The 25,669-nt window shown below is 41.6% G+C and carries 20 protein-coding genes; 13 read left to right on the top strand and 7 right to left on the bottom strand.

What is annotated here, in order from left to right; all coding sequences use genetic code 11:
* The first annotated feature begins 356 nt into the window (after positions 1 to 356).
* From AB5443_RS03280 to AB5443_RS03270, 3 genes are all read left to right on the top strand, one after another.
* A complete protein-coding gene (locus AB5443_RS03280; RefSeq protein ID WP_277135668.1) occupies positions 357 to 776 on the top strand; it encodes a DUF1810 domain-containing protein in 420 nt (139 codons plus the stop codon).
* Positions 777 to 791: 15 nt separating this feature from the next.
* On the top strand, positions 792 to 1,166 hold the full coding sequence (locus AB5443_RS03275) for a YccF domain-containing protein (RefSeq protein WP_277135667.1): 375 nt from the start codon (positions 792 to 794) through the stop codon (positions 1,164 to 1,166).
* Between the two features lie 119 nt (positions 1,167 to 1,285).
* Positions 1,286 to 2,278, top strand: a complete 993-nt coding sequence (locus AB5443_RS03270; RefSeq protein WP_022137765.1) for a YeiH family protein — start codon at positions 1,286 to 1,288, stop codon at positions 2,276 to 2,278.
* Between the two features lie 149 nt (positions 2,279 to 2,427).
* Here the strand turns inward: AB5443_RS03270 and recA are convergent, their stop codons facing one another.
* The 4 genes from recA to AB5443_RS03250 all read right to left on the bottom strand — a co-directional run bounded on the left by recA (position 2,428) and on the right by AB5443_RS03250 (position 6,544).
* A complete protein-coding gene (recA, locus tag AB5443_RS03265; RefSeq protein WP_044655992.1) occupies positions 2,428 to 3,465 on the bottom strand; it encodes a recombinase RecA in 1,038 nt (345 codons plus the stop codon).
* A 26-nt stretch (positions 3,466 to 3,491) separates the two neighbouring features.
* Positions 3,492 to 3,947, bottom strand: coding sequence for a thioredoxin-dependent thiol peroxidase (gene bcp, locus AB5443_RS03260; protein WP_073348043.1), 456 nt, complete (start codon positions 3,945 to 3,947; stop codon positions 3,492 to 3,494).
* A gap of 22 nt (positions 3,948 to 3,969) precedes the next feature.
* Positions 3,970 to 5,163 (bottom strand): saccharopine dehydrogenase family protein, encoded by a 1,194-nt coding sequence (locus AB5443_RS03255; RefSeq protein WP_022136868.1) that lies wholly within the window; start codon positions 5,161 to 5,163, stop codon positions 3,970 to 3,972.
* Positions 5,164 to 5,260: 97 nt separating this feature from the next.
* Positions 5,261 to 6,544, bottom strand: coding sequence for a hypothetical protein (locus AB5443_RS03250; protein WP_277135666.1), 1,284 nt, complete (start codon positions 6,542 to 6,544; stop codon positions 5,261 to 5,263).
* Between the two features lie 143 nt (positions 6,545 to 6,687).
* Between AB5443_RS03250 and AB5443_RS03245 the strand changes: the two genes are divergently transcribed.
* The 10 genes from AB5443_RS03245 to AB5443_RS03200 all read left to right on the top strand — a co-directional run bounded on the left by AB5443_RS03245 (position 6,688) and on the right by AB5443_RS03200 (position 16,723).
* Entirely contained in the window at positions 6,688 to 7,476 is a 789-nt protein-coding gene (locus AB5443_RS03245) for an META domain-containing protein (protein WP_022136866.1), read from the top strand.
* Between the two features lie 326 nt (positions 7,477 to 7,802).
* Complete coding sequence (dnaK, locus tag AB5443_RS03240; protein ID WP_022136865.1) at positions 7,803 to 9,719, top strand: molecular chaperone DnaK; 1,917 nt, start codon at positions 7,803 to 7,805, stop codon at positions 9,717 to 9,719.
* A gap of 203 nt (positions 9,720 to 9,922) precedes the next feature.
* On the top strand, positions 9,923 to 10,468 hold the full coding sequence (locus AB5443_RS03235) for a helix-turn-helix domain-containing protein (protein ID WP_277134801.1): 546 nt from the start codon (positions 9,923 to 9,925) through the stop codon (positions 10,466 to 10,468).
* Positions 10,465 to 11,727, top strand: coding sequence for a site-specific integrase (locus tag AB5443_RS03230; protein ID WP_283139984.1), 1,263 nt, complete (start codon positions 10,465 to 10,467; stop codon positions 11,725 to 11,727). The genes AB5443_RS03235 and AB5443_RS03230 overlap by 4 nt, the downstream gene beginning before the upstream one ends.
* Positions 11,728 to 12,037: 310 nt before the next feature.
* Positions 12,038 to 12,391, top strand: coding sequence for a helix-turn-helix domain-containing protein (locus AB5443_RS03225; RefSeq protein WP_277134803.1), 354 nt, complete (start codon positions 12,038 to 12,040; stop codon positions 12,389 to 12,391).
* The gene (locus tag AB5443_RS03220) at positions 12,388 to 12,987 is read left to right on the top strand and encodes a BT4734/BF3469 family protein (protein WP_277134804.1); all 600 of its coding nucleotides are present in this window, start codon (positions 12,388 to 12,390) and stop codon (positions 12,985 to 12,987) included. The genes AB5443_RS03225 and AB5443_RS03220 overlap by 4 nt, the downstream gene beginning before the upstream one ends.
* The gene (locus AB5443_RS03215; protein WP_277134805.1) at positions 12,938 to 14,743 is read left to right on the top strand and encodes a DUF3987 domain-containing protein; all 1,806 of its coding nucleotides are present in this window, start codon (positions 12,938 to 12,940) and stop codon (positions 14,741 to 14,743) included. Before AB5443_RS03220 ends, AB5443_RS03215 begins: the two co-directional genes overlap by 50 nt.
* Before the next feature lie 102 nt (positions 14,744 to 14,845).
* Positions 14,846 to 15,214, top strand: coding sequence for a MobC family plasmid mobilization relaxosome protein (locus tag AB5443_RS03210; protein WP_277134806.1), 369 nt, complete (start codon positions 14,846 to 14,848; stop codon positions 15,212 to 15,214).
* The gene (locus tag AB5443_RS03205; RefSeq protein ID WP_277134807.1) at positions 15,198 to 16,097 is read left to right on the top strand and encodes a relaxase/mobilization nuclease domain-containing protein; all 900 of its coding nucleotides are present in this window, start codon (positions 15,198 to 15,200) and stop codon (positions 16,095 to 16,097) included. Before AB5443_RS03210 ends, AB5443_RS03205 begins: the two co-directional genes overlap by 17 nt.
* Positions 16,097 to 16,723 carry a hypothetical protein gene (locus AB5443_RS03200; RefSeq protein ID WP_277134842.1) on the top strand — a complete coding sequence of 209 codons (627 nt, stop codon included), beginning with the start codon at positions 16,097 to 16,099 and terminating at the stop codon, positions 16,721 to 16,723. The genes AB5443_RS03205 and AB5443_RS03200 overlap by 1 nt, the downstream gene beginning before the upstream one ends.
* Before the next feature lie 133 nt (positions 16,724 to 16,856).
* On the opposite strand, the gene AB5443_RS03195 is transcribed toward AB5443_RS03200, so the two are convergent.
* Genes AB5443_RS03195 through AB5443_RS03185 form a run of 3 tightly spaced genes read right to left on the bottom strand, consistent with a single transcriptional unit; the run spans position 16,857 to position 25,669 of the window.
* Positions 16,857 to 18,656, bottom strand: coding sequence for a hypothetical protein (locus AB5443_RS03195; RefSeq protein WP_227211374.1), 1,800 nt, complete (start codon positions 18,654 to 18,656; stop codon positions 16,857 to 16,859).
* Positions 18,657 to 18,666: 10 nt separating this feature from the next.
* Entirely contained in the window at positions 18,667 to 22,779 is a 4,113-nt protein-coding gene (locus tag AB5443_RS03190) for a restriction endonuclease (RefSeq protein WP_368113238.1), read from the bottom strand.
* 10 nt (positions 22,780 to 22,789) lie between these two features.
* Positions 22,790 to 25,669 (bottom strand): helicase-related protein, encoded by a 2,880-nt coding sequence (locus AB5443_RS03185; protein ID WP_277134809.1) that lies wholly within the window; start codon positions 25,667 to 25,669, stop codon positions 22,790 to 22,792.

Raw genomic sequence — 25,669 nt, 5'->3', positions numbered from 1 at the left:
TAAATGAAGCTTGCAATTATAAAAATAAAGCTTGCATTTTTATAATCAAAGCTTGCATTTATAGTTTATGATTAGGCAAAGATAAGTTTTCTATTTGATAAAAGTAAGTTTATGATTAATAAAGTGGAAGTTATTTGTTAATAGACTGGGGGAGAAGTAGTAATAGATGTGGAGAAGAGAGGTATATGTTTAATAAAGGATGCCAAGATTACACAGAAAGAGGAGTTATCTTCGAAAAAAGAGTGTGTAATACCTCTGTTTATCTCCGGAAAAAGTGTATATTTGTTAGTCGTTTATGCGTTAAAGCAATAAAATATATCAATATAAAGCAAACAGAAGAAAATTGATGATTTGATATGGGAGACTATAATTTACAACGATTTCTTGACGCCCAACAAGGCGACTATGAACGTGCCCTTACAGAAGTCAGAAACGGGCGGAAATATTCTCATTGGATTTGGTATATATTTCCTCAACTGAAAGGGTTGGGAATGAGCTATAATTCACAGTATTATGGAATCAGTGGCAAGGAAGAAGCTGAAGCATATTTGGCGCATCCGATTTTGGGTAAAAGACTAAGAGAAATAACATTGGCTTTTCTGCAATTGAAAGGTAAGACGGCGCAGGACGTTTTCGGCGCGTTGGATGCGATGAAGGTACTTTCGTGCATGACGCTTTTTAATGAGGTTGCTCCGGATGATTTGTTTCAGCAGGTGATAGAACAATATTATCGGAGCGAAACGGATGAGATGACAAAAAGAATGTTGGATAAATAATAAAAAGTTATTGTTATGGGCTGTTTGATGAACCTTTTATGGTTGTTGCTTGGTGGTATTTTCACGGCAGTAGAATACCTTATTTCAAGTATATTGATGATGATTACTATTATCGGCATTCCTTTTGGAATGCAAACGTTGAAATTGGCAGGACTTGCTTTGTGGCCTTTTGGTAAAGAGGTGAGAAGCGGAAGTCGTTCCAGTGGCTGTCTTTATATATTAATGAACGTGATATGGATATTCGTGGGTGGCATTTGGATTTGTTTGTCACATTTAGTTTTTGGGGTGATTCTGTGTATAACTATTATTGGTATTCCTTTTGGATTACAACACTTTAAGCTGGCTGCGTTAGCATTGTCGCCTTTCGGAAAGGATATCGTAACTGTATGAAAATAGTCCAAAGTAGGTTGTCTATAACCAAAAGTTATAATGCATAATTAGAAACTATTGGTATGTCTTGATTGTTTCCTGTACCTTTGCACCCCGAAAACAATTAAAGATAAAATTATATGATTTCAACAGCTACAAAAACGTTGCAGACAAACAACAAGACAATTTATGTCGCGTTACTTTCTACTTTGACTTTCTTTCTGTTTTTAGATTATATTCCGGGATTGGAAGCATGGTCGGCATGGGTGACTCCACCGGTTGCTTTGTTTCTTGGACTTATTTTTGCATTGACTTGTGGACAGGCACATCCGAAGTTTAATAAGAAAACATCTAAATATTTGTTACAATATTCAGTTGTCGGACTGGGTTTCGGAATGAACCTTCATTCGGCTTTGGCTTCCGGTAAGGAAGGTATGGAGTTTACTGTAATTTCTGTTATCGGTACTTTAGTGATTGGTTGGTTTATCGGACGTAAGTTATTCAAGATAGACCGGAATACCGCTTATCTTATCAGTTCGGGAACTGCTATCTGTGGTGGTAGCGCCATTGCGGCAGTAGGGCCGGTGCTGAGAGCGAAGGATAGTGAAATGTCTGTTGCACTGGGCACTATTTTTATCCTGAACGCAATCGCACTCTTTATCTTCCCGATGATTGGTCATGCTTTGAATATGGATCAACAGCAGTTCGGAACATGGGCGGCGATTGCCATTCACGATACAAGTTCGGTTGTCGGTGCAGGTGCTGCGTATGGTGAAGAAGCCTTGAAAGTGGCTACCACTATCAAGCTGACCCGTGCGCTTTGGATAATTCCTATGGCTTTTGCCACTTCGTTTATCTTTAAGAGCAAAGGACAGAAAATCAGTATTCCCTGGTTCATCTTCTTCTTTGTTCTGGCAATGGTGGTAAATACTTACTTACTTGACGGAGTGCCGCAGTTGGGAGCAGCAATCAATGGAATCGCCCGTAAGACCTTGACGATTACTATGTTCTTTATCGGTGCTTCTCTTTCTATTGATGTGTTAAGGGCAGTCGGGGTCAAGCCGTTAGTTCAGGGAGTTCTGCTTTGGGTAGTGATTAGCTTGAGTACGTTGGCTTATATTTATTTCGTATAAAGAAGAGCCACACATAAATACACATATATGAGGCACACATAAATACACATATATATAGAGAGAGAAAAGTGGGAGAATATCCGTGTCATGCGATATTCTCCCACTTCTTTTGGGATACAGCCCTGTCTTAAAAAGATGACAGAATCCCGTTATTCTTTTTTCTTCAATTTCTCGAAGATAAGTCCTTCCAGTTCCTCGGCAAGTTCGGGATTGTCAGCGATACATTGTTTTGCCGCATCGCGTCCTTGTCCTAACTTGGTGTCGTTGTAGCTATACCATGAGCCGCTCTTCTTGATGATTCCCAAGTCGGCACCCAAGTCGATGATTTCTCCGGAGTGGGAGATACCTTCACCGAACATAATGTCGAATTCTGCTTTCCGGAAAGGAGGAGCCACTTTATTCTTCACAACTTTCACTTTAGTCAGTTTACCCAGAATTTCTTCGCCATCCTTGATAGGTTGGCTGCCACGAATGTCTATACGTACGGAAGCATAGAATTTCAGAGCATTACCACCGGTAGTTGTTTCCGGATTACCGAACATAACACCGATCTTTTCACGCAACTGGTTGATGAAGATACAAGTTGTACGTGTCTTGCTGACTGTACCGGTCAACTTACGTAATGCCTGTGACATCAAACGCGCTTGCAAACCTACCTTATTGTCGCCCATATCACCTTCGATTTCTGCTTTCGGAGTCAATGCGGCAACAGAGTCGATAACGATGATGTCGATGGCGGAAGAACGGATTAATTGTTCGGCTATTTCCAGAGCCTGTTCGCCATTATCCGGTTGGGATATATACAAGTCGTCAATGTTCACGCCCAGTTTGGAAGCATAGAAACGGTCGAAAGCATGTTCTGCATCAATGAAAGCGGCGATACCGCCGGCCTTTTGAGCTTCGGCAATGGCATGGATAGCCAATGTCGTTTTACCGGAAGATTCCGGGCCATATATTTCGATTATCCTGCCTCTTGGGTAACCACCTACGCCGAGCGCCACGTTCAAGGCGATAGAGCCTGTCGGGATCACTTCTACCTGTTCAACACTATCGTCACCCATTTTCATGATAGAACCTTTACCGAAGCTCTTTTCTATCTTTTCCATGGCAGCCTGTAAGGCTTTTAGTTTTTCGCTTGATGCCATTTTATTATCTGTTTCAAAATTAAGTTCGTCTTTCTTTGCCATACCTTATTATTCTATAATTAATGGATTTATTGGTTTAAAATTTGTGAGGCATGTTCTTTGGTCTTCACTTCTTTCGGAGTGATGATCCGTTCTACGATTCCTTCTTCGTTAATCAGGAAAGTAGTGCGGAAAGTCCCCATATATGCACGTCCGTACAGCTTCTTTTCTCCCCACACGCCAAATTCTTCTACCAACTTCTTGTCAGTATCGGCAATCAGGGTGAAAGGAAGGTTGTTCTTCTCGATAAATTTCTGATGCGACTTTTCATTGTCTACGCTGACGCCGATCACTTCGTAACCGGCCTTGCGCAGATCGGAATAATTATCACGCAGATTGCACGCTTGCGCCGTACAACCCGATGTGCTGTCCTTCGGATAGAAGTACAACACAATCTTTTTTCCTTTGTAAGCACTCAGACGGATTTCTTCACCTTTTTCATTGATGCCCAAAACTTCCGGTGCTTTATCTCCAACGTTAATCATGACTTCCTTTTTTATGAATGTCTTACAATTCCAAATCCTGATCGATAACTTCATGCCAAGGCAAACCCTGCTTGTTCAGTTGCTCCATAAACGGATCCGGATTGAACTCTTCTACATTGTTTACACCCGGACGTTTCCATTCTCCCTTGAAGAACATCATGGCTCCGATCATTGCCGGAACTCCGGTGGTGTAGCTTACTCCCTGCATACCCGTTTCCTTGTATGCTTCCTGATGGCTACAATTATTGTAAACATAGTAAGTACGTTCTTTACCGTCTTTCAGACCGCGGATACGACAACCGATGGAAGTTTCGCCTTCATAGTTCTCACCCAAATCCTGCGGGTTAGGCAATACAGCTTTCAAGAATTGCAAGGGAACAATCTTCACTCCGTTATAATCAACTTCATCAATACGGGCCATACCGATATTCTGGATGACACGTAAGTGAGTCAAGTATTCCTGTCCGAAAGTCATCCAGAAGCGGGCACGTTTGATAGTCGGGAAATTCTTCACCAATGATTCTAGTTCTTCGTGATAAAGAAGATAGGAGTCACGGGGGCCGATATTCGGATAAGTCAGGTCTTTATGAATTTCCAACGGGCCGGTAGTTATCCACTTGCCGTTTTCATAATAACGCCCGTTCTGCGTAATTTCGCGGATGTTGATTTCCGGATTGAAGTTAGTGGCGAATGCCTTATGATGATTTCCGGCATTACAGTCTACGATATCCAGATATTGGATTTCGTCAAAATAATGCTTGGCCGCATAAGCTGTATAGATACCACTGACTCCCGGATCGAATCCACAACCGAGGATAGCTGTCAGGCCGGCTTCCTTGAAACGTTCATGGTAAGCCCATTGCCAGCTATATTCAAAGTGAGCTTCATCTTTCGGCTCATAATTGGCCGTATCCAGATAGTTCACTCCGGCTTTCAGGCAAGCTTCCATGATAGTCAAGTCCTGATAGGGAAGAGCAACATTAATCACCATTTCCGGTTTGAAATCGTTGAACAAGGCTACCAGTTCGTCCACATTGTCTGCGTCGACTTTAGCTGTCTTTATATTGGGATTACCTATTGCCTCGACGATTTTGTCGCATTTCTCTTTTGTACGGCTGGCAATCATAATATCTGTAAATACATCGGCATTTTGTGCCACTTTGTGCGCAACGACAGTGCCAACACCGCCTGCACCAATAATAAGAACTCTACCCATTTCTTTAAATTGCGAATTAAAAATTAAGAATATAAGAATTGTTTATGGAGCAAATATACGTGATTATTTTCAGATAATCATTCGTCGGTACTCCTTTTTATTTGTATCGCCGTAAGGTACCGTTCTCAAATTCCAGCGTTTTGCCATTGTAGAACCAAGTTTCAAAACGATTATCTTTTTTTAACTCGATTTCTACCGGATCACCGATGGACAAACGGCATTCATCAGTGCTCATACCTGTTTCCAACTCACCGCGGGAGATGAGCTGCCAACGTTTTTCAGTGATGCCCGGATATTTTTTCTGTATATCTTCAAATCCGAAAAGATCCTCGATATAATTCGCATTTCTGACAATAACATCATATTTCAAGTCAGCTTCCAGTTCATAGAAGACTCCGGCTTTGTCTTCCAATGACAGAACACTCAGACTGCCTGATGAAGCCAAATTAATGTCTTTGATATTCAGAACCGTATATCGGGGCAAGTGAACACGTGATTCCGTCTGCTTGCCTTCAAGGGAAACCACCCTTTTGGCAGGCAATACCTTTTTAGGATAAACGGTTCGTCCCAGATATTTGTTTTTCAGTCCTTCGATATTATCAGAGTTTTTATTCGTGAAGCTGATCGCATTCGAAAAATATTTCATTCTCTTTTCGCCTTGAAAGTCATTCAGATCCATGCCTGAGTTGGTTCGTGAGAGGGCGACTTCGAGATAGTAAGAATGTCCTTGCGTATCCTTAAATATGATTTTCACAGGATATGTCTGATTACCGACTCCGACGGCGGTTATTGTAGCTTCCGTATTGGCAGGAATGGCTACATCCCGATAACCGGAATAATTATTAGTATCATCTACACGCACGCTTTCGGATTGAATATAGATTGTTTTTCCTATTAACAGGTTCTTTGCCGTATCTACATCTTTCAAATAGACTAATCCATTGACGCATGCGCGGGGAGCTTTCTCGCAAATTTCATCCAGTCGCATATTTTTTATGTCATAGTAATATTTTTCTCCTTCACATTCGAAAATGAAACGGGTGGAATAATTGGTGCTGTTTGATATGTTTTGGGCTTTTTCTTCAGTTCCGGTGAAAGTGAGGATTTTGTGTTTCAGCAAACTATTATCTACCCCCTTGTCGGTATCATAGTTAGAAAGTGTAGGCAGGAACATATCCCGTGAAGATGGAGCGAACATAAATTTCATTCCGGGCGTCCACTTGCACAAAAGTTGCAATGGGAAGTTACTTTTGATAAATTGCTCTTCTTCACTTACGGGAATTTCCTGAGTGGAAGGGGTGGTGACAATATAATCGTTTTGTGCTGTGACAGGAGACGTACCACAACAGAAAAAAATCAGAAAAAGAGCGATGATTCTCATATTTATTTACTTTTTGTGAACTATGTAAATTGTTCGTTTGTTGTACATTCAATGGCAAATGTATATATTTTATATTGTATTGGATATTATTTTCCAATCTTTTTGATATCTTTGCCCCCAATTTAACTTAAACGTTATAACATATGAATAAAGTATTAGTTTCAATTTGCATTGCCGGTGCGGCGCTTGCAATGTCTTCATGCCGTTCGGTTGAGAAGGCGATCCCTTTGTCATCTATCAATGGTGAGTGGAATATCATAGAAATCAATGGCTCGAAAGTTACTTCGGGCGAAAGTAGAACACTTCCTTTTATTGCTTTTGATACCGCAACGGGGCGCGTGTCCGGTAGTAGCGGTTGCAACCGTATGATGGGTAGCTTCGACGTAAACGCGAAACCGGGAAGCCTTGAACTCGGCGCAATGGGCAGCACTCGGATGATGTGTCCGGATATGACAACAGAGAGAAATGTATTGAGTGCTCTTGCACAAGTGAAAGGATATAAGAAAGCCGGCAAAGACAAACTGTATCTTTGCAATGCGTCCAATCGTCCGGTTATAACTTTGGAAAAAAAGGAGGCTGATGTGAAATTGTCGGTATTGAACGGAGAATGGAAAGTGAAGGAAGTGAATGGCGAAGCAATTCCTTCCGGTATGGAGAAGCAACCTTTCATCACTTTTGATGTGAAGGAAAAGATGATTCATGGTAATGCCGGATGTAATATGATAAATGGCGGTTTTGAAACCAATACAAATAATGCCAAATCCATTTCTTTCGCGAGAGTGGTAAGCACGATGATGGCTTGTCCGGATATGGAAACGGAAGGCAAGATTCTGAAAGCGATGAATGAGGTGAAATCATTTGATGTATTGTCCGGTGGTGGTATCGGTTTGTATGATGCCAACAATGCATTGGTGCTTGTTTTGGAGAAGTAATAAAATAAGAATAGTATATATTAAGGTATGCCTGTGTCGAATATGACGACACAGGCATATTTTTTTTCCTGCATTGAACCGAAGCCGTCTGCATTTGTTTTATGAAGCAGTTGCTGATTGAGTCCGGACGTGACTATGTCAGCAGTGTTTATTTATTAAAACTGTCTTTTTGGCAGATATTATGTCATGCATTCGTATAATTTCCTTTTGGCACACGGTTTGCTTTTTAATAAGCGTCCGTTCGGGACGAAGCTCTGCAATAGGAGCGGAGAAACAACCGGACAAAAAGAAATCATTGAATAATAATAAATAAAAAAATAACGATCATGGGAAAAATTATTGGTATTGACTTAGGAACAACAAACTCTTGTGTTTCTGTATTTGAAGGTAACGAACCGGTAGTAATCGCAAACAGCGAAGGTAAGCGTACGACTCCTTCAATAGTTGCTTTTGTAGATGGTGGCGAACGTAAAGTAGGTGATCCTGCCAAACGTCAGGCTATTACCAACCCGACACGTACGATTTTCTCTATCAAACGTTTCATGGGTGAAAATTGGGATCAGGTACAAAAAGAAGTGACTCGTGTTCCTTATAAAGTAGTGAAAGGTGACAACAATACTCCGCGTGTTGACATCGACGGACGTCTGTACACTCCGCAGGAAATCTCTGCAATGATTCTTCAGAAGATGAAGAAGACTGCTGAAGATTACTTGGGACAGGAAGTGACAGAAGCTGTTATTACAGTTCCTGCTTATTTCTCTGACTCTCAACGTCAGGCCACAAAAGAAGCCGGACAGATTGCCGGTCTGGAAGTAAAACGTATTGTAAACGAACCGACAGCCGCTGCTCTTGCATACGGTCTGGACAAGGCTCACAAAGATATGAAGATTGCCGTATTCGACCTTGGTGGTGGTACATTCGATATCTCTATCCTCGAATTTGGTGGTGGTGTATTTGAAGTGCTTTCTACAAATGGTGACACTCACCTTGGTGGTGATGATTTCGACCAGGTAATCATCAACTGGCTGGTACAGGAATTCAAGAATGACGAAGGTGCTGACCTGACTCAGGATCCGATGGCTTTGCAACGTTTGAAAGAAGCTGCTGAAAAAGCTAAGATTGAACTTTCTTCTTCCGCAAGTACAGAAATCAACTTGCCGTATATTATGCCGGTAGGTGGTGTGCCCAAGCACTTGGTGAAGACTTTGACTCGTGCTAAATTCGAATCTTTGGCTCACAGCTTGATTCAGGCTTGTCTTGAACCTTGTAAGAAAGCAATGAGTGATGCAGGTTTGAACAACGCTGATATTGACGAAGTAATCCTTGTCGGTGGTTCTTCACGTATTCCGGCTGTACAGAAATTGGTAGAAGATTTCTTCGGTAAGGCTCCTTCCAAAGGTGTGAATCCGGATGAAGTGGTAGCTATTGGTGCTGCTGTACAAGGTGCTGTTTTGACAGACGAAATCAAGGGTGTGGTATTGTTGGATGTAACTCCGTTATCAATGGGTATCGAAACACTGGGTGGTGTAATGACTAAGTTGATCGACGCTAACACTACAATTCCGGCTCGTAAGAGTGAAACATTCTCTACTGCTGCCGATAATCAGAGTGAGGTTACTATCCATGTATTGCAGGGAGAACGTCCGATGGCTGCTCAGAATAAATCAATCGGTCAGTTCAACTTGTCAGGTATTGCTCCGGCTCGTCGTGGTGTTCCTCAGATTGAGGTTACATTCGATATCGACGCTAATGGTATCTTGAAAGTCTCTGCCAAGGATAAGGCTACCGGTAAGGAACAGGCTATCCGTATCGAAGCATCCAGCGGTTTGAGTAAGGAAGAAATCGAAAAGATGAAAGCCGAAGCTGAAGCTAATGCTGAAGCAGACAAGAAAGAACGTGAAAAGATTGATAAGCTGAACCAGGCTGACAGCGTAATCTTCCAGACTGAAAATCAGTTGAAGGAATTAGGCGATAAGTTGCCTGCTGACAAGAAAGCGCCGATTGAAGCTGCTTTGCAGAAACTGAAAGACGCTCACAAGGCTCAGGATTTGGCTGCTATTGATGCTGCTATGGCAGAGGTAAATACAGCTTTTCAGGCTGCAAGTGCTGAAATGTATGCTCAAGGCGGTGGTGCCCAAGGTGGTGCACAGGCTGGCCCTGATATGAATGGTGGTGCTGGTCAACAAGACGATAGCAAGCATGGAGATAATGTTCAGGATGCTGACTTCGAAGAGGTCAAATGATTCCGATAAGGAAACAGATAATAAGCAATAAGCAAAAGCGTGCAGCTCAATGAGTTGCACGCTTTTTGCGTTTATGGAGTTCATGGTTGCTATGTGTTTTCTATGGGCTTTTTTATCTCTTATTTGCGACATGTTTGCGACACGTCTTATTTGGCGATAAGATGCAACTTAGATTGATATAAACCATTTAAAACGAGAAGAATATGCCAAGAGGAAATTACACCATTCAAAGAAGTTGCGAGGAGTGCGGTAAAATCTTTATTCCTCCCACATTAGTGTCGAAGTATTGTTGTCCGGCTTGTTCCAAGAGAGCGTATAAGAAAAGGCAAATCGCAAAAGAGAAAGAGGCGATACGTCAAGCATTGGTCAAGCGAATACCATCCAGTAAGGGATATCTAACGGTTAAAGAGGCTATGCTGATTTACGGCATTAGTAAAGACGTTCTTTATCGTATGATACGGCAAGGCTTGATACCGTCATACAATTTTGGTCAGCGTCTGATACGCCTTAGTCGGCAGTATATGGATGAACACTTCAAAACAAAGGCAGGGAGTAGAAAGAGAAAAAAGGAGGCATTGTCCTTTGAACCCAAAGATTGTTACACCATCGGAGAGATCGCAAAGAAGTTCCATATCAATGACAGCAGTGTGTTTAAGCACATACGCCGTCATTCTATTCCTACACGCCAAATCGGTAACTATGTTTATGTTCCCAAATCTGAAATTGATAAATTGTATAAGTCGTTATGAAGAAAGCATTACCCAATACCAAAGTGACCGTCAAACTCAGAAGGTCGAATTATAAAGAAGAGTGGTATCTGATTATAGAGTCATACCCAGTGTATAAGCGAGGTTCTAAACGGGCAAGCCGTGTGGTGGAATCTATCAACAGAACTATATCCACACCCATTTGGGATAAGTCATCCATAGCACGAATCTTGCCGGATGAAACATTCAACTATAAGCCTAAACGTGATTTGAATGGAATTATCCAATGCCGTTCAACGATAGACCAAGAGGCTTGCATCTATGCCGACAATGTGCGGAAGTTACGGCAGCATGAATACGATAGTGCCATCCTATACACTGATAAGGAAAACGAAATCGCTGCACAGAATGAGCGGAGCGAACAGGATTTTATCAAGTATTTCAATCGTATTATAAGCACACGTCATCCCAATAGTTCCGATTCGATTATAGTCAACTGGAGGCGTGTAGGTGAATTATTGAAAATGTATTCACAAGGGCAACCAATTCCATTCAAGGCGATTTCCGTTAAACTGCTTGAAGATATAAAGATGTTCCTTCTCCGTGCTCCAATGGGAGGGAATAAGAAAGGTACTATCTCACAAAACACGGCATCAACCTATTTTTCCATACTTAAAGCTGGACTGAAACAGGCGTTCATTGATGAATATCTGACCGTTGATATAAGCGCGAAAGTAAAGGGAATAACAAACATAGAGAAGCCTCGTGTTGCGCTTACCATGAATGAAGTGCAAATGTTGGTTGATACTCCTTGCAAGGATGATGTTTTGAAACGTGCGTTCTTGTTCTCTATTCTCACTGGATTGCGGCATAGTGATATTCAAACTTTGAAATGGAAACAAATTCAGCAAACAAGCAAAGGTACATGGCAAGCAGTAGTAATTCAGCAAAAGACAAAAAGGCCCGATTACAAGCCAGTCATTCAACAGGCACTTCAACTATGCGGCATACGTCCAGACGATGATGAAGCACTTGTTTTTGAAGGATTGACTGATGCCTCTTGGATTTCTCGCCCGTTGAAAGTCTGGATAGAAGCATCCGGTATCAAGAAGCACATCACCTTCCATTGTGGGCGGCATAGCTATGCTTCGCTGTTGCTGGAAAATGGCGTTGACATATACACAATCAAGTCTTTGATGGGACATACAAACGTCAAAACTACGCAGATTTATACGCATCTTGTAAACGAACAAAAGGAGAAAGCCGCCAATACACTGTATATAGAAAATTTGGATTTATAGGTTGTGGTGGTTATATCCACCATTGAGCACCAACGACTTATGTAATACCAATCATATACTTACCACCATTTGCCCCTCATGAAGCATCGGCTTTTTGAGGGGTGTTTTGTAGCATTGAGACTTTCGGTGAGGAATGTGTTAGTCCCAATAATAGTTTATTCCCCTTTTATTATGTTTTCCAATAAATTCTCGTATTAATAACTTAAATCTGTCAGTGGTAAATGAGCGGTTGATTGGTGGTGGTTAAGCACCTATTTAGCACTCATAAACATCCCTATACTTTTGCGGCATCAACTTTAATACGAAGAAAATGGCTTATAAAGTAAATTCATTGGAGGAAATGCCGAATGCGTTGTCCTACCTGATTGAGTCCGTAGAAGTACTACAATCCAAAGTAAATGCCTTGCAACATAAGCAGGCAAGTAATTCACCTAAGTGGATGGATATAGATGAGCTTTGTACTTATCTGCCATCACATCCAGCCAAACAGACAGTTTATGGATGGGTATCTACCAAGCAGATTCCTGTACATAAAATAAATAAGGCTTTGGCTTTCCTGCAATCGGAGATTGACGATTGGTTGAAGAACAAATCGCACAAGACCCAAGCAGACTTAATGGAAGAAGCCAGACGATTTGTCGAATCTAAAAAGATCATCAGATGAGGAAAACGACAGATTATTGCTTTTCGTTCTTTCGCAAGCCCATTCAAAACATTGAACCGATAAGGGCTGTGGGAATTGTGGATGTGTATCGCTATGTTATCGGGCATTATGCACAACCACAAACCGAGTCTCTGCGTTCGATGCTATTTTCTCCCGAATCCAAAAGATACAAAGCCACCCATTTCGACTATTGTACTTTTTCGGGATTATTCCGCAAACGGAATGAAAAGGAACTGATTATGCACTCAGGATTGATGTGTCTGGATTTCGACCATGTGGAGAATATCGTGGAGCTAAAACAGCAATTACTCAATCATGAGTATTTCGATACGGAACTGTTATTTGTCAGCCCATCCGGTAATGGATTGAAGTGGATAATACCAGTTGACTTGAAAGGATGGGAACATTCCCGGTACTTCAAGGCTGTTGCCAACTGCATCAAAGCGACAGGTTTGCCATCAGTGGATATGTCCGGCAGTGATGTGGCTCGTTCATGCTTTCTGCCATACGACCCACAAGCATATATTAACCCTAAATACAAAGATGATGTCGAAGAAAATATTTTCCGCCCAAGATTGGGAGAATGTCCCTTCTAAAATACAGCAAACACATACGCCTGATATTGCTCCTATATGTAATAAGGTAAAAGACGATATAGAAAGTGTTGTTCAGGAGATAGAACAACGTGGCATTGATATAGCACCCAATTATAAAGATTGGGTGGAGTTGGGTTTCGCACTTGTTGATGAATTGGGAGAGAACGGACGGGAGTATTATCATCGCATCGGCAGGTTTTACCCTACCTATCAAAGGGAAGAAACAGACAAACAATATACGTATTGTCTGCAATCCAAAGGGCAAGGCATTACTATCCGTTCTTTCTTCCATTTGGCAAATCAAGCTGGAATCTCATTGGCTCTGTCCGGCAAGGAACATTTATCCATTTTGCCAAATATCCAAAATGGCAAAACGGGCAAATGGATAAAATTAGAGGAAGAACTTCCTGCATTTCCTGAATGTGTGTTTGAGCATCTTCCTCCTTTTCTAAATGAGGTTGTCAACAATTCCATCTCGGTGGATGACCGTGACACGATATTGATTGGAACTATTGTGTGTTTGTCGGTATGCTTTCATAATGTCTGCGGTGTATACGATGAACGCATTGTTTATTCGAATCTTTATCTGTTTGTTGTGGCAGATGTAGGTATGGGAAAAGGGGCATTAACCCTATGCAGAGAACTGGTAGTACCCATTAACCGCAATTTGCATGAACTTTCAAAGCGATTGGAACAGGAATATAAAGAAGCGATGGCGGCTTATATCAAAGGTAAGAAAGATAGTGGAATGACTATGCCGGCCGAGCCGCCCATGCGTATGCTTGTTATTCCTGCCAATAGCAGCGCAAGCTCTTTCTTGAAGATACTGGGAGACAATGACGGTATCGGACTGTTGTTTGAATCGGAGGGCGACACGTTAAGCCAAACATTGAAGTCGGACTATGGCAATTATTCCGATGTGTTGCGAAAGGCATTCCATCATGAGTTGGTCAGTTTGAGCCGTCGCAAGGATAGGGAGTATTGTGAAGTAGCTAATCCGAGAGTTTCTGTAGTTTTGGCTGGAACTCCCGAACAGGTAAGAAGATTGATACCTGATGCGGAGAACGGGTTGATGAGTCGCTTTTGCTCTTATATCATCCGCTTCAAGCGAGGTATAAGAAATGTGTTTGCCACAAGCGATATTTCTCAATCTAAAAATGCAATGTTCAAACTGTTGGGAGATAAATTCTGCCGTCTGCATGAGGAATTTGTACGACAGGGAAATTATTCCTTTTCCCTTCCCTCCGATTTACAGGAACACTTTATTGAATATCTCAGCCGTGTGAATGAGGAGTGTTGTGACGAAGTGGATAATAAGATGCAAGGTGTAGTCAGACGGATGGGACTGATTGCTTATCGTATAATGATGGTGTTGACCGCTGTCCGGCATTTGGAGAATGTACATCGTAATTCTTCCTCACTTGACGAGGCAGAGCAATTGGTTTGCCATGAGTATGACTATTCTACAGCCATGAATATTTGCGAAACCTTACTTTATCATGCCGTATTCATTTATCAGAATTTGTTAGGAAATCAGTCCAAACGATTCAATTTCGCTTCGCAAGAGACCGGCGTTTATGCACGAAGGAATACCCTTTATAATATGTTACCCGATACTTTCACAAAGAAGGATTATGATATACTGGTTTCATCTTTGGGCGAAAATGGAAGTACGGCAAACAAGTGGATAGAAGCCTTTATTAAAGATGGTAAGCTATGTCGGATAGAGCAGGGGAAATATAGGAAGATTTTTTGAGTGGCAAGTTTGTGTTTTAGTGTCACTAAAACCTATGCGGCAAGCGGATGGAACAGCCACTCTCAAAAAATCAATTCATGAACATCGAAAGTTAAGATAAATATGAAGGAGAAGAAACTAGGCGGTCGCCCTAAGTTGGCGAACTATCAGAAACGTACCAAATGTTTTCGGGTAATGTTTACCGAGAACGACTACATTTATATCCAATCCAAAGCGGAACAGGCTGGATTGTCTGTAAATGAATTTTACCATCAGGCGGCAATGGATTGTCAGGTCTGTCAGCGTATCAGTCCGGAAATGGCATCGGCAATCCGTGACCTTTCCGGCATCGCCAACAATGTCAATCAGATTGCCCATCAGATGTACACTTATGGTTTGGAAGCAGTCAAGCAACAATGCTTTTCAATCATATCAGAAGTCAGTAGAATTATCACCCAAGTAAAGAACAATAGCCATGATAGCGAAGATTAAAACAAGAACGGATTTTGGAGGAATAGTGAATTACGCCAATGACCAAAAGAACAAGAAGAAGTGTGCCACACTTTTAGCACACGAAGGTGTCTGTGCCATTAGTAATAAAACCATAGCCGATTCTTTTCAGATACATGCGTCCATGCGTCCGAAAGTAAAAAGTCCGGTGAAACACGTATCACTTGCTTTTTCTTCGCAGGACATTAGCCGTTTTCCCGATAACGAAGAAGGAGATGCGCTGATGGTAGAGATAGCCAAAAAATGGATGGAACAAATGGGGATTAGCAATACTCAATATATCATAACCCGACATCACGACACGAAACATCCTCATTGTCATTTGGTGTTCAATCGGATAGACAATGATGGCAATCTCATTTCTGACAGCAATGAAAGAATACGTAATACTAAAGTATGTCGAGCTTTGACTAAAGAGTATGGATTGTACTTTGCTCCTAAAAATAGTAAAGCCAGAAACAAGAGTCGTTTGCGCCCTTATCAATTACGGAAGTATAATCTACGTTCTGCAACTCTTGATGCACTGGCTGTATCTCATTCATGGAATGATTTTCTTGGCATTCTCAGAGGTCAGGGTATAGATATGCGCTTTAATCGTACAGATAACTCTGATAAAATTCGTGGCATATCATTCTGTCAAAATGAATATAGTATAGCCGGTTCTAAACTTGACCGTGATTTGAGTTTTAACAGCCTTTGCATTACGTTTGGCAATGTGGCTTCGGAACTGATAATTCAACCTCATCAAGCCATAACTTCCGGTGGAGGTGGAGGAACAAGTAATGAACTGGGATGGCGAGATGACAAAGACGAGGATAACCAAAGAACCGAACCTTTTTATAAACCCTCAAAACGTAGAAGATGATGAAAGAAGATGTAGTAGCTGCAAATCTTACAAATTTGCGTCAAAGTATCAACGAGCTAAAAGAGTGTATTGAAAAACAGAATACCACAATTCCTAAATCAGAGCAATCTGTAAAAGTGGACTTTGATGAAAAGACCATTTATAATGGAGTCGCCAAAAGTTTCTGTACTTGCTGGAACGATGCGTTATCAGTGGTGAAGAAGCATATCTGGAAGCAACAGCTGGACACATTGCCGTTTTCGCTATGGTTCCCGAAGCTTATTGAATTATTCAAGCAGAAGTCCAAATTTCTTGAATATCTTTATCGGCACGTTTGCGATTATAATCTCAATCGCATGAATATCGAAGCAAATACCGAAAGCATATTAAAACGGCAGGATGAGATATTTGCCAAAATCAATGAATTGAAAAGTCCTGTAACCATTATTCCACCTAATATCAATGGGATGTTTATACGGGGGCATCATATAAAACTTCGATATGTTGTGGTCTTTATTGTCATCATTGTTACGTGGGCTGTTACTGCGTCGGTTAGTAGCGTGAAGCATAGAGAAGAAGCCTTTGCGTATTATTCGATGTATCGGGCAGTGAAGGAACAGTGTGAAAAGCAATGGGTAGTAAAATAAATTGAATGACTTAGTTTGTATTTGGTAGGTGATATTGTTCCCACCTACTAAATACAATAAATGTCTTTATGGATACAATTTTACTTTTTTAACTGTTGTATAGTATTGCCTACCTAATACAAAAATCCATTATCTAATTGTTGCAACAATTAGGAACTTTAGCAAAAATAGCTATAGGAAAGTTCATAAAACGAGCCTTCACATCTTCTGGAAATTGTTGAATTACGAACTGAGCTACATCCAACTTGTCTAACAGTAAAAAAGCCCCTGCTTTTACCATATCAGAATCGTTTTGAGACAGTTGAAGCAATAAGTTAACTTCGTCTTCGGTAAATGTTCGCTGTCGTTTAATTATTTGCAAAATATTTAATTGATGTATTGCTATCATTGAGTTATCACGTTCATTTTCCAAAAGCCATTCCGCTAACGATTGGGCAACTCCGATTATAAACTTACTCTTCTCTAATTTGCCTGACAATTTTAATTCATCATAAGCCTTTAGTATGTGAAGTAAATCCAAGTTTGCCTGTATAAGTACACGAGAATCTTTTATATAGCACTCATTGTATGCTTCTACAATTCTATCATACGGAATGTTATCAAAGAGTACATATCCATTTTGTTCTAAGAACGAGAATATCGGTACTCGAAACGGGGTAACATCATTATTCTGTATTACTTCGATAGATGATGTAAAAGCATTGTCTAAATAAAACTTTCCTCTATTGTCACTTTGGCATACTAAAAGCACATTTATATTTGCAATGCTTATCTTAAATATACCTTGTGGGTTTGTAAGTCCAATAGCCTTGTTCTCGATAAAAGCTTTATACAATTGGTGCATAGAAAAATCGTCCTTTTCCGTAAACACCTTATAATTTATCGGAGTCGTTATGTTTAAAGCATTAAGGACTGCTTGATGAATACTGAGATTTGATAACTGCTTATTTATCGTTGATAAAAGAACATTTTTATTAGACGCATTAATTGTTATTTCTGTATCTCCAAACTTTATACTTCCATATTCTATAAGTAGCTTATAAACTTCATAAGCTTTTATCTGTTCATCTGTAGTATCAGCAAGTATTTCTAATGTACTTATACGTTTGGTCGATGGTGGTTTCTGTTCGGATTTAAGAAGGAATAAGTTTTCTAGTTTATAAGATACGCTCTCCTTTGTATAGGTTAAAACATAATTTGAGGCAACAATATCATTCCCGATATAAACACTTTCTTCTTTTTTGATGGTCAACTCAGGCATGAATATATTCATCAGACCATTTCCTATAGGTATTTCAACATCTTCCTTTGTTTTTAGATACAGGAAGGATTTAAATCCTCCAAGAAAGTCTTTCAGTAGATTATTTTTCTTCCCTTGAAAAGTAAATCCCCATTGGTAATCATGGACATTTTTGACATCTTCAATGCTAAACGGATTTTTTGAAGCAAAACTTTTCTGTTTGATACAATCTGATAAAAAAGCTTTTAATTCGGCCTCAGTCCAAGATTTATCCATGCTTAGTGGCTCAAATGGCATACTTCTGGTCTTTTGCTGTTTGTTTATAGTAGCAAGCAGTCCTCGTATCTCAATAGGAGCCATCTTCTTGTAGAATATCTTGTTATCGCCATTGGGCATAACTTCTACAACAAAGAACACAAATCCTTCGTTCTTTGCGTTTCTTAAAAATATGGTCTCGATAGGAAATGTCTCTTTGGTCTTGAATTTTGAAACCTCTTTTCCTTTTACCTGAATCCGAAGACTTCCTATATAATTTTTCCTAATATCTTTTTTAGTTTCATATAGGTTGAGTTCTCCATCCCAATCAGGAGTTTTATCATTCTCCTGAATTTGGGGCGAGATTAAGTTACAAGTGTTGAAATAACGTTTTACTGCACCTGTAGCCAGTTCTTCTATGTCTTTTTTACTCAGCATAAATCTTCAATCAGTTATCAAATCCAAATTTGTTCCAAGCTTCCAGCACAAGGCGCTTGGTACGGTATTCACCTAATTCACGGATTTCACGCTCTTTTAGCACGCGGAATGTTTCGTTGATGCAGCCCTTTCCGCATATATCTTCAGGATCGAGAATGTAGCGAAGGTCTTCTGTGCTCAGTCCGTAAAGGTGGGCGAATATGGCATCCAGCTCTGCTTGCCATATGGCACGCTTTTCCTCGTCCCATATCACAGGCTCATCCGGTAAATCATAATCTTTCGGACATTCCTTACGTAGTTCTTCCATCCAACCGTCAAGGTCATGATTGAACCAGCAGAGGCGGGCTACACGTTCTACAATATCACGTCCATAACCTGATTCTTGTATTTGTTCCGGAGTAAGGAACGGTAATTGCTTCATCATAAAGAATCCCATACTTGAACCACCTACTTTTTGTTTAACTATGAAGTCGAATGTTAGAGAAGACAGCATGGCTAAAAATTCGCAACTGGGGATAAGGCCCCGCGAAGTGAAAACGAGCGGGGCCTTATGCCCAGCACCAACGGTGCTGGGCATAAGGCTTGCTACGCAAGTCCGCTCATTCGTTGCGTTTGTTACATCACGAAAAGCTATATAGAAGTTATGATTCCATTGCCAAGTTATATTACCCTTAGAATCTGTTTTAACCAGTTTGGCTTGAACATCCTCCTGTTTTACCCAATACCATGGACGTAAAGCAGAGTTCGGATTCTTTAAGGTATCAATGGATGTTGCCGGAATAGAATTGGGACGTTGTACATTTTCTAATGGAAACTCACCATAGTGATGATTGTAGAACCAAATCATTTTTCCTTCATACAAAGGCACATAAAGTATATCATTAGCATTAAATTTATCTCCTATCTCTTGCGCACCCATTTCAAGCAGTTGCTGTCTTGTTTTGAACTGCGAGGAAGCAGTTGCCATATTAAAAAGCGTTGCCAAACGAATATCCCAAGGATTTTCACCTGTTTCTTCATTTACAAGAATAGGTGCCATATTGTATAATTTCTTTGTAAGTACGGCATCTCTACTAGTTCTAAAGACAGGACATGTTTTTGTATTTGGATTCAGTTTTGTAAAGTCTGCTGTCTCTAGTTTATAGATCCTATTGGGATCAAGTAAATGGTCCAAACGAGTTAAGTAAAATCCACCAGACACCTCACGAGGCTTACTCTGTTGTTGCCCAGCTGTAAAAAGACAGAATTTATACCTACTGTCTATATCAAATAATTTTTCTCTATTTTCAAAATCATAAAGGGATATTAGTCTATTCTCTGTTACCAGTTTTTCAAAGAAGTACTTTGTTGAGTCTCCAAAAGCAATAGAGGTCGGTATAACTAATCCCCATGCTTTTTTTGAGAAGTCCAGGCATATTTCCGCAAATAAGGAAGACAATTCTATTTTGCCTCGATTCGTTAAATTAAAGCGACCTGAATACTTCACATACCGCGTTTGGCTGGCAATAGACTCTCTAACAGTACAATATTCGTTGAATAAATTTGGATTACTTGTTTCAAGTTGTGCGATTAGTTTATCACGTGCAGCCTGATTAGCCGCACTTACGATAGAATTGTCTTTTCCAACAAACCACTTTCCATCTTCCATCTGCAATTTATCCCAAGGCGGATTGCCACACATCACATCAAATCCACCACCATCGGCAAACACTTCGGGGAACTCCACGCACCAGTGGAAGAAGCGGTTGGCACGTGCCACTTCGTTCACTTCATGTTTGAACGAATCGGGAAGCACTTGCAGACCTTCCATTTCTTCGGCTGTGTAATCAAGATACTTTATCTCTTGCAACGCATTATAAACGGTACGGGTGTAGGGAATGTCAAGCGATGTGAATATATTTGTCTCTTCGTCAAATTGAGAAATAAAATCTTCATCTTTGAACTGTTTGAAGAAACTATAAGTGTAAATGTCGCAAGCACGCCGCAAACATTCCACACGTGGCGATTGCATCAGTTCTTCCCACTTAGACTGTTTGGTAAGTTCCTGCAAAAGTGATTCTTCCGGAAGGGCACTGATTTCTCTTACTTTTCCGGCAAGACCTACCTGCTCGCCGTCAATGCTCTGTATGGCAATGTCTCCGCTAAACAATGTCATCGCATATCCTGCCGACTTGCCGTCTTGAACCAAAGCCACATCTTTAAGAGCTTCCTTATTCAAGTCTATAATCTTTTTCTTTGCTTCTTTATTCTTGGCAGAGAAAGCTTCTTTAGGCACACCTTTGAGCAATGTGTCGAGATTGGTGACACCTATCACAGAGTTTCCGCAACGCACATGATGGTCGAGGAATGAAAGCGGCTTACCTGCACAATAACCTTCAATCCAAAGCACGACTTTGCATAACTCCACTGCATCAGGGTTGTAATCGACTGCATAGATACACTTTTGAATGACCTCACGGAGTGCTTCACGGTAGTCCTGCGAAGCCGGATTGTCCTCACCTGTACGCAAGGTACAAATATACCATGCCAGTGTACGAGCCATAGCTAATACAATATGACCGGAACCGCTGGCGGCATCGCAAACTTTCATAGAGAGCAGGGAACGTACTTTCTCTTCAGTGGTTTGGCATTGGGCAATGCGCCCTTTGATAACCGGTTCCAATGTGGTGCGAATCAAATTCTGTACAAGGTCGGGGCGAGTATAATAGGAACTGGATGACTTTCTATCCAAACCAGCACCAAACGTAAAGTCCCAATTTGTGAGAGAAGTACCCTGCGTGATGACGGCACGCATTTCGAGAATGCCTTCATATACAGAACCAAACTCCTCCACATCAAGAGAAGAATAGTTTATTTTCACTCGGTTCTGTTTTTCGTCCTTAAACTCGTTCAGACATGCGAAGGCCTCGAGGAGTTCCTTGTTGGTAATCCGACAGTACCGTAAGTAGTGGAGCGTATCCTTGTCGAACAAAATGCCGCCAAGCGGCTTGATGCAAAGGGGCGCACCGAAAGCACCATCCTCAAACAGGTGAAACGAGTCCATCAGTCCTTCCCACAGGTCATGGTATCTGCTGCTACGCAAGTGGGGTAACTCTGACAATCCACGCAGACGTGAGACTGCATAGAACTTTTTGTATATGTCCTGACAATGTACTTTTCGGTCGTAGTCGGCATCTTTATCAGGGACACCAATTTGGTACACCAAGTTTCTGTCTTCTATGATGAAGAGGAACAACACGCGATAGATGAAGTGTATCAGTTCCTTGTTGAGTATTTGGGAGTTGGCCTCACCATTCATCACAGCCTGCCGAAAGGCTTCATTGCCACCGCCCTTGCCGCAAACAACGGCACGGCCCAATATCTCCATCGCTTTCTGGACGGCATCACTCAACCCGGCACGAATGCGGTTGCCGCTCTCAATGGAACGGTTGAACCATTGCTCCATAATGCACGCATCGTCGCCGCCATGGATGAATCGTGAAGTGTGCATTAGGTGGAATAGCAGGCAGAACTCGGCATAGTGGTCTTCTTCGACCATACGCCGCAGGTCAAATTCGATATAGGTCAGTTTGACAAGCTGTCCGGTGTTGCGAATCAGGCGAAGTACCTGCCCGTTGGTGACAATGCCATAGATGTGTTCAGTGCTGTTGAGATAGTCGAGCATGGTGGCATGGGGCGATTTCTGACGATGCTCACCTTTTACACGTTGGTCAAGCGTACACTTATCCATCGTATCGAGTTCGATGTCACCGGTTTTGTCGCCAACGATGATGACGGGCATCTGCCCAAGTTCCGGACAGATGTAGGGAATGTCAAACTTGCGATCGTTGGCCTCTATCTGAGTAGGCTGATAATCCAGTTGGTAGTCCAAACTGGAGAAAAACCGTTCCATCAGACGGCGTACGGACTTTGTGCCGTATGGGTCGCGAAGCGTGTTGCGCTCGGCGAAAAGTTTCCAGTCATTGCGTAGACTGCTCCAGGCATTGTCAATTTTGGCCGTGAGTGAAACATCTATATTGAAATCCTGCTCACGATTTCCCTGCATGGATGAGTCGGTTTCTATCTCATGCAAGATGTCATCGGAAAGGAGATGGCCATATATATGTATTGATGTATAATCCATGTGAATTTATTTATAATTGAGGAACTTTTGGCATATAGACAAATGCTGCGATAACATCCATCGGAAGTACCGGTCTCACCACCTGATACTCAGCTTCTGAAAGATAGGTTCGATATTGCGCAAACGAGCGAACGAGATTGTTGGCGCGTTCGGTAGCGATGTCATCGGTATGCCGGCGCAGTGTTGTCTCGTCAGCTACCCATTCCAAACGTCGCTTGAAAGTGTTGCGCTGGGTCACGAGGTCGATATCCCCCGTGGCCTGTGACTCCAAGAACAGACTGCGACACTCTTCTTCCGGCAGGAAATCGTGATTCTCTACTTTTCCTTTATAACCCAGGAATATCATTTCTTCGCCCACGAGTTGGCGGTCGCTATGTTTCGCTTCACTAATTACGGAACGGACACGCATCAAGAGCACCGTTGTTACCGTCTGTACCTTGTCGGTCTGAATCACCATGCCACGGCATGCTCCAAGATCGCCACCGTTGATGGTATCATTGACTACTGCTCGTGAGAGATCTTCCACAAAAACATGATTACGACCAATATACATATAGTTCTTGGGGGTAGGTGATGTGAATGAAATGCGTACCATTCCCTTCTTGTCAGATGCTCGTAAGAAATAAGGTTTTAGATTTTCTTCAAGTTCGACAAACTGGAATGAATAACAAAGAGGCATATTATCCGTTTTTACATTCACACCGGCATGGCGAAGTTCACCAATTACAAAGTCTCTCGTATCATAGATGTCACCTATAACCTTCTTGGCTTCATTCAGACTTTCCACCAAACGGGTCGGATCCATCGCTTTTGTATTATGGGCAAAGTAGGTATGGGATTTCTTCTCAATTTCTACCGCACGTTGAATACGCTTGTCGTGCTCCTCGGTTGTTTCCTTGAACTCATCCATGTCAAATAGTGTAGGCTGATGGATGAGATTCTTTTTGGTATCAAGTACGATAATCTCTTCCATAATGCTTTCCATCAGTGAGGAATCATTGTCTGCAATGGGGATATAGATGCCCAAAGACTTGCGAATCTGGTTCTGCTTGCGATAAAGCACCTTCATGATAATCTTGTCCACCGGATTGGTATCTTCATCAAAAAGGGTGAAGATAGCCACCTCTTTTTCAGTTTGGCCAAAACGGTCGATACGACCGTTACGCTGCTCCATGCGGTTGGGATTCCACGGTAGGTCATAATGAATGATGCTGTTAAATCCCGTTTGAAGATTGACTCCTTCTGATAGACAATCGGTACATACAAGGACATGACGAGGTGACCTTGACAGTTCGTCAATTTTCATCTTCCGGTCTTCATCCGTAAGCCGGCTGGTAACGACTTCTATGGCCACGTCCTTGTATCTCTTATCAGAGGACAAATATTTGGTTATATAATCTTTACAATATTCAGCTGTCTGGATATATTGGCAGAAAACAATAGGGTTATAATTTGAGTTTAATGCAAATTCCACATTCTTTGCCAACTCGCTTATTTTGTTGTCTTGCTTATTTTCCTTGATTTCACGAAGCCGTGTAATAAAAGAACGGAACTTGGTCTTTTCGCTGTTGGAGGATTTTTCGTATGATTCCGGGAGTACATCGTCACCAAGAAGCCCGTCTTTCAGCGCATCATTGAACTTGTATGTCTTTTCCTCATCTTCCGCAACATCTTCAGAGTCATTGGAACGCTTGGCAATCTTGTTCTGTAACATACTAATGCCGGCTTCAGGACTTGACATGACACCTCGGATGAGTGCCAACAAATCCCAATAGATATAGCGTTGTTTCACCTTGCCCAAGGTACGGGCTATCTTTACTCCCTCACGCACATAGTCTATAATATCCATCAAAAGTGCATGGTATTGTTCGCTAAGTGCATAAGTGGCATCAAACTGCACACGAGATGGAAAGATTATATCGTCACCTACATAAGGTTTTACGTCTGCTCGACGACGCTGAATGAAATAATGGGACAGTTCCTCACGCTGCTTTGCATCCTCTAAAGTGAAATTCCTGAATTCCGGCTTTAATAAACCGATGACAGACTGAAACTCTTCGCTGTTTCCACTATGAGGTGTAGCCGTCAAAAGCACAATGTGGCGTTCCGTATTTGCCAAATCCGAGAGCAGGGAATGGCGTAATTGTTGCCCTTTGTTCGCACCCTTGGGTTTGGCACATGTATGGGCTTCATCCACAATGATGAACTCGGGACAATGTTGCAAGAACATGGGCTTACGGTCGGAAGACTTGATGTAGTCAATAGAGATAATCTGGAATGGAATATCACGGAACACACTTTGATTGGCACGCATATTCTTTTCCAAACGACTGATTGTGCTGGAACGGATGATTTCGGCTTCCAGACCGAATTTATCCCGTATCTCATTTTGCCACTGTTCACAAAGATGTGGCAAGCAGATGACTGCGAAGCGCTGTATCTCTCTGCGGTCAAGCAATTCTTTGGTTATTAGTAATGACTCCAAAGTCTTGCCAATACCAACGTCATCAGAGATAAGCAGTCGTATCAGTTTATGTTTGAGGGCAAGAATCAGCGGCACCATTTGGTAGGGACGAGGTTCAAAAGAAAGTTTTCCCAAACATTGGAAAGGCCCCGCCACGTCACGAAACGAGAGCCTGCACGCATTGTAAAGAATACGTGCGGCCTCAGGATAGCTGTTTACACCCACATCTTCCGGTGATGGCTTGCGGAAATTGTATGAGCTTACCGTAGAATCAAGTTTATCGCCATACAGAGGTTTATATAAACCAATGGTCTCGGCATCAGTACCTCCAAGAGGCTTGATGACAAGCAGGTCTTTATCTGATGATTGCTGAACCACCCAGGGACGTGAGCGAAATTCAACGAGTGTTCCTGTCTTATAATCCAT

The organism is Bacteroides sp. RTP21281st1_H5_RTP21281_210402 (genome assembly GCF_040918965.1).
Classification (GTDB): Bacteria; Bacteroidota; Bacteroidia; order Bacteroidales; family Bacteroidaceae; genus Bacteroides; species Bacteroides congonensis.
Note: the sequence above shows the minus strand (reverse complement) of the source record. Positions and strands in the feature narration are given on the sequence as shown.